Consider the following 6,102-nt stretch of genomic DNA (forward strand, 5'->3'; position numbering starts at 1 on the left):
AAGGCCTGACCGCCTGGATCCACCACCTGCAAGGCCACAACGGACCCGTCGACGATCCCCTCGCCGACAAACTCTCCCGCGCCGCCAAAAGCGCCGATCCCATGACCGCGCTGTTCGGGGACGGCGGGCCGATGGCGGGAGTTTGGACGTTCAAGCCGTGACGGGACCCGGTCAGCGGTAGAATTCGTCCTCGATGCGGGCGAGGGTTTCGAACCCGTCGCCGATGTGCTGGCGCATGGCGCGTTCGGCACCATCGGCGTCCCCGGCGAGAATCAGTGCAAGCATGGCCTGATGATCGGCGTTGGCGGTCTTCAGGCGCTCCTCGTCGTAGAAGCTTTCGAAAAGAAGGCGATGGATCGGCACGTTCAGCCGCTGAAGGTGATCGGCGATGACCTTGTTGCCCGATCCTTCGACGATCAGGCGATGCCATTCATTGTTGAGCCTGCCGAACCGGTCCGGCGCGCGTTCGCGCACACAGGCGTCAAGCTGGTCCTGCAAGGCCTTGAGCCGGCCCAGCATGACGGCATCGGCATTCACGGTGAAATCGTGCGCCGCCATGCCTTCGAGCGCCATGCGCGCCCGATAGATCTGGCGGACCTCGTCAAGCGTGGAGCTGCGGACCGACGCGCCGCGAAATTCCTCGATCTCGACAAGGCCTTCGCCTTCGAGCCGCTTGAGCGCCTCGCGCACCTTTGACCGGCTCGCCCCGGTCTGGCGGATGATATCGACCTCGACCAGTCGCTGGCCCGGCACGAAGCGGCCGGTCCGGATGCGTTGACGGACCCAATCGGCGATTTCCTGCCCCGAAGGGGCGCGATCAATGGCTGCATCCTGGACCATGCGCAACCTTATCGCTGGTTCTGGACGAAATTGTCAACAATATCGTTGTCCATTTTTGTGTTGTAAGCGCTTGCGGGATAGGTGATCACTGAGGTGCAAGAGCGGCGGATCGATCCGTCGGGGAGAGCATTGTGAAGGGAATCCGCAATCTTACGGGCGCCAGCATGGCGCTGGCAAGCGTGGCCACGTTCGTCGCTGGGCCCGTTGCTGCCGCCGCGGACGGCTATCCAGATGTCGTGCGCCAGTCGATCTACGTGCCGGTGCGCGATGGCACGAGGCTGGCGGTGAACATCTACCGGCCCGCCAGTGGTGCCACGGTTGCGCCTGAGCGTCTGCCGGTGATCTTCTCGTTCACGCCCTATCGAGCGCGCTTCAGGGACAAGGATGGCAAGGTCGTCGAACTTGCGCTTGATGATCGCCTCGCCATGCGCTCGCTGATCCGGGCGGGTTACGTTGTGGCCACCGCCGACATTCGCGGCAAGGGCGCTTCCTTCGGACACCGTCGGGGATTTCAGGATCGTACCGAGGCCTATGACGGTTACGATCTGGTCGAGTGGCTGGCGCGCCAGCCGTTCTCCACCGGCAAGGTGGGCATGATCGGATGCTCCTACCTCGGCGGATCGACGTTCCATACTGCCACGACAACGCCGCCGTCGCTCAAGGCCGTGTTCATCGGCGCTTCCGACCTCGACAAGTATGCCTTCGTGCGGCGCGGCGGCATCCCTGCGCAGTTCAACACCCGGCCTGACGAGCCCGCCGAAGTCGACCTCGCCAGCGTCCCGGTTGACGCCGACACGGATGGGGCGATGCTGAAGGCCGCCGTGGCCGAGCATGCCGCCAACACGCCGATGGCCCCGCTGTGGTACGGCATGCCTTATCGCGACAGCGTTTCGGCCTTCACCGGAAACGAGTTCTGGAACGAGGTCGGCACGTTCAACTACCTGGACCGCATCCGTGCCGCAGGCATCGCCACCTACTTCTGGAGCAACTGGCAGGACGAGCCGACAGCGCAGGCCCTGATCAGCGCCGCCAACATGCCGGGCTCAAGGTTCCTTGCCGGGCCCGGAAGCCATTGCGTGCCGCCGCCGGGGTTCGACTTTACCGGTGAGGTCACGCGCTATTTCGACCACGCTCTGAAAGGCGCGGCCAATGGCATGGAGTCTGCCCCGCGCGCGACCTACTGGCTCGAAGGCATGGATGGGAAGGGCGGTTATGTTCGCTCCAACCTGCTGCCGGGCGAGGGGGCCAAGCCGGTGTCATGGTTCCTTGAAGAGGGGAAGAGCGGCACGGCGCGATCGGTGAATGATGGTCTCCTCCGCGCCTCGGCGGGCGGACGCGGCGCGGATCGCTTCACGGTCAATTACGATCTTCCGGACCCCGAGTACTTCGCGTTCTGGGCCCAGCCGATGGACGCCAATGGCCTGTCCTATACCACGCCCGCGCTGACTGCGCCGGTGAAGCTGGTGGGCTTCCCCGTGGCGCGGCTGGCGGTTTCGACCGACAAGACTGACGCAAACGTCTTCGTCTACCTCGATCAGGTCGATGCGAGCGGCAAGGCCGAGGTCGTGGCGTTCGGGCGGCTCGCGCTATCGCACCGCAAGGAGGGCAAGGCCCCCTACGACACGATGGGCTTGCCGTGGCATTCGGGAATGATGGCCGATGTCGCGCCGGTTCGGCCCGGTCAGGTCGTGCGCGTCAACATCGACATGACGCCGGTGTCGCGCGTGGTGCCAGCGGGCGCGCGGCTGCGGCTGACCGTGGCGGGGGCCGATCCGCGCCAGCGCAATCTCAAGGACATTCGCCAGAACCCGGCGCCGGTCATCACCGTGCATCGCGGCGGCGCCAATGCATCCCGGCTCGATCTGCCGGTAAACGACTGAGTTCTTTTTGAAATGCAAAGCCGCATCGACGGCTCAGGGAAGGAGTAGGGGATTATGAAGGGCAAGAGGATCGGGGCCTCGCGGGCCATGCTGAAGCTGGGGTGCTGCGCGCTGGCGATCACGCTTTCGGGTGCGGCCTTCGCGCAGGGGGCGGCGCAGGATACACCTGAAGAGGGCGCGGCCAGCAACGCCGAGATCATCGTCACCGGCAGCCGCGTGCGCGGCGAGGCGCCGGTCGGCTCCACCGTCACGACGCTGGGCCGCAAGGAGATCGAAGCCTCTAGCCAGGTCACCGTTGACCGCATGATCAAGGAGATCCCGCAGGTCTTCGACCTCGGCGTGTCCGAGAACTCGCGCGGGCAATCGGGCGGCAGCGGCAACATCACCTATGGCAACTCGGTCAACCTGCGCGGTATCGGACCTTATGCCACGCTGGTGCTGGTCGATGGCCACCGCGTGACCAACAACAGCCGCTCTATCGATCCTTCGGTCATTCCTTCGCTGGGCATCGAGCGCGTGGAAGTGGTCGCCGATGGCGCTTCGGCGATCTACGGGTCCGACGCGGTGGCGGGCGTGGTCAACCTGATCCCGCGCCGCTCGCTCGATGGTGGCGAAGTGTTTGCCCGCACCGGCATCTCCAGCCGGGGCGACTTCCATGAATATACCTTGGGCGCAGCGCTGGGCAAAGTGTTCGAACGTGGCCAGATCATGGTCGCCTACGAGCATGTCGAACGTTCCAACCTTTCGGGCGACGACCGTGATTTCTTCACCAGCGACCAGCGTCGCTTTGGCGGCGGCGATTATCGCATCGTCCGCTGCGCACCGGGCAATATCAACGCCAACGGCACGACTTATGCGATTCCCTCCAGCGGGGTGACGCAGGCCACCGCAGGAAGTCTCACTGCCGGTTCGCTCAACAAGTGCGACGAGCTCGACAATCAGGACCTGATACCGCGCCAGAAGTATGACTCTGTCAACAGCACTGGCCGCTACGAACTGACCGACTGGCTCGACGTGTTCTACGATGGGTTCTATTCCAAGCGCTCGTTCTATCGCATCTCGGCCTACTCGAATGCGCGCCTGACGGTGCCGCAGACCAACGCCTTCTTCGTGCGGCCCGATGGCTTTACCGGCTCGAGCTACACGCTCGACTACAACTTCCGGAACGACCTGCCGACCAACGATTCCTATGGCTACGCCCGTTCTTGGCAGATCACACCGGGCCTGAAAGCGAAGTTGCCGGGTGGCTGGGAAGCCGAGGCCCTGTTCGGCTATGGCAAGACCAACGACTTCTCCGGCTCCTACTTCGGCGTGAACAATGCGGCCCTCAACGCCGCGCTCGCCAGCAGCGATCCGGCGACGGCGTTCGATCCCTATGGTCTCGGCCGCACCAGCCAGGCCGTGCTCGATGGCATCGCCAACCAGATCTTCCTTGCGCCGACAAATGGCCGCCTGCGTACGTACGAAGCGCGGCTCAACGGCGGGCTCTTCGCGCTGCCGGGCGGCGAAGTGAAGCTGGCGACGGGGTATGAGCGGCAGGACTTCAAGGTCGCGCTCGGCTCCGCACGCGGCGCGCCGACGAACCCGATCACCTTCCGCAACTTCGGCCGCAAGGTCGATTCGTTCTATGGCGAGCTGTTCATTCCCGTGTTCGGGCCGGACAATGCCATGCCAGGGTTCCAGCGGCTCGAGATCAATGCCGCGGTCCGTCATGACAAGTACAGCGACGTCGGCAGCACGACCAATCCCAAGTTCGGCGTGAACTGGGTGCCGGTCGACGGGATCAAGCTGCGCGGCAGCTATGGCACATCGTTCCGCGCGCCGACGATCCCCGAGATCTACGGCAATTCCAACAACCTGTTCGGCCAGTCCTACCAGAACCCGGCAGGCGGCGCGCCGTTGCAGGGCTATGCCCTTTCGGGCCCGAACCTCGATCTGAAGCCCGAGACGGCGACGTCATGGTCGGTCGGCGCGGACTTCGAACCGACCCGCAACCTGCGCTTCTCGGTCACCTACTGGGACGTGAACTACAAGAACCAGGTGCTGGCGAACCTCTCCAACCTCGCCATCCTTGGCACCGAGGCGCAGTATGCAGGAACGGGCATCATCCTGCGTGGCACCGATGCCGCCACGCGCGTGCAGCAGCTGCTGGCGCAGGGCGTGACGCTGGCGGGCGGGTCGTTCCCCGGTGGCAACCCGGCCAACGTGACCCTGTTCGTCGACGGGCGCAGCCAGAACCTTGGCGTCTCGATCACCCGTGGCATCGATTTCACCGCCACGTGGCGCGCCGAACTGGGCAGCGAGGATGCGCTGACCTTCAACGCTTCGGGCACGTACCTCACCAAGTACCGCGTGGCGCTGACGCCCAAGGCGCCGCTGATCGATCGGCTGGACTACATCTTCAACCCGCTCAAGTTCAAGGCGCGGGGCAGCGTGACCTGGGATCACGGTCCGTTCAGCGCGCGGGTGCAGGCGATTCATGTCGGTGGCTACTTCAACAACCTGACGGTCGGCGGCCAGAACGTGAAGAGCTACACCCCGGTTGACCTCAACCTCACGTTCCGCATCGGCGACCAGCAGGCAAGCGGGTTCTTCGAGAAGGGGATGACGCTCGGCCTCGAAGTGCGGAACGTGTTCGACACCGATCCGCCTTACGTGAACCTTGCGCCAAGCGGCAACGGCAGCGGTGGTTATGACGCCACCGCCAGCGATCCCATCGGGCGGCTGTTTGCGGTAAGCCTGCGCAAGTCGTTCTGAGAACTGAAGGGTCGCGAGTGCGCAAGGCGGTTACCATGGTGCTGGCGGGGGACCTCGTGCTCGACGAGCCCGATGCCCCCTACTGGCTGGCGGGAATTGCCCCGGCGCTGAAGGAGGCCGACCTTGCGGTGGGTCACCTCGAGGTGCCGCACACCGGGCGGGGACAGGAGCTGCAAGGCGACGTTCCCGCGCCGGGCGCGCCGCCCGGGAACGTCGCGGCCATCGCTGCGGCGGGGTTTCACATGCTGAGCCTTGCCGGAAACCACATTGCCGATTGCGGGGCAGAAGGAATCGCTGACACGCTGTCCCTCATGGCCGAGGCAGGTCTCGTCGGATCGGGCGCAGGACTGTCGCTGGTCGAGGCGCGCAAGCCGGCGATGGTCGAGCGCTGCGGCATGCGCATTGCCCTGCTCAGCTACAACTGCGTCGGACCGGAAATGAGCTGGGCCCGCGAAGCGCAGGCCGGGTGTGCCTATCTGCGGATCGAAACTGCAGATGGTGGACCGATCGCCCCTGCCGCCGATCTTGTCGTTGTGACGGATCAGGCGCTCGAAGTGCTCCGCAAGGATATCGCGGCGGTGCGCGAGAAGGCAGACTTCGTCATGGTCGCGCTACATAAGGGGGT

The 6,102-nt window shown here is 64.9% G+C and carries 4 protein-coding genes; 3 read left to right on the top strand and 1 reads right to left on the bottom strand.

Translation table 11 applies throughout. From position 1 onward, the window contains the following. Window positions 1-171: 171 nt before the first annotated feature. The gene (locus tag AX703_RS19600) at window positions 172-840 is read right to left on the bottom strand and encodes a GntR family transcriptional regulator (RefSeq protein ID WP_062346523.1); all 669 of its coding nucleotides are present in this window, start codon (window positions 838-840) and stop codon (window positions 172-174) included. A gap of 131 nt (window positions 841-971) precedes the next feature. Here AX703_RS19600 and AX703_RS19605 point away from each other — a divergent pair, with 131 nt between their 5' ends. The 3 genes from AX703_RS19605 to AX703_RS19615 form a co-directional block, all read left to right on the top strand. Then, complete coding sequence (locus AX703_RS19605) at window positions 972-2,720, top strand: CocE/NonD family hydrolase (protein ID WP_231735632.1); 1,749 nt, start codon at window positions 972-974, stop codon at window positions 2,718-2,720. Window positions 2,721-2,774: 54 nt separating this feature from the next. Then, window positions 2,775-5,477 (top strand): TonB-dependent receptor domain-containing protein, encoded by a 2,703-nt coding sequence (locus AX703_RS19610; protein ID WP_062346527.1) that lies wholly within the window; start codon window positions 2,775-2,777, stop codon window positions 5,475-5,477. Window positions 5,478-5,494: 17 nt separating this feature from the next. Next, window positions 5,495-6,102, top strand: a 608-nt coding sequence (locus AX703_RS19615; protein WP_231735633.1) for a CapA family protein, incomplete at its 3' end; no start/stop codon positions are given.

Origin of the sequence: Novosphingobium sp. CCH12-A3 (assembly GCF_001556015.1) — a bacterium.
GTDB lineage: Bacteria > Pseudomonadota > Alphaproteobacteria > Sphingomonadales > Sphingomonadaceae > Novosphingobium > Novosphingobium subterraneum.

What these genes read in the sequence shown, in the direction of transcription:
- AX703_RS19600 (WP_062346523.1), bottom strand. Translation starts at nt 840, where the DNA reads ATGGTCCAGGATGCAGCCATTGATCGCGCCCCTTCGGGGCAGGAAATC.
- AX703_RS19610 (WP_062346527.1), top strand. Translation starts at nt 2,775, where the DNA reads ATGAAGGGCAAGAGGATCGGGGCCTCGCGGGCCATGCTGAAGCTGGGG.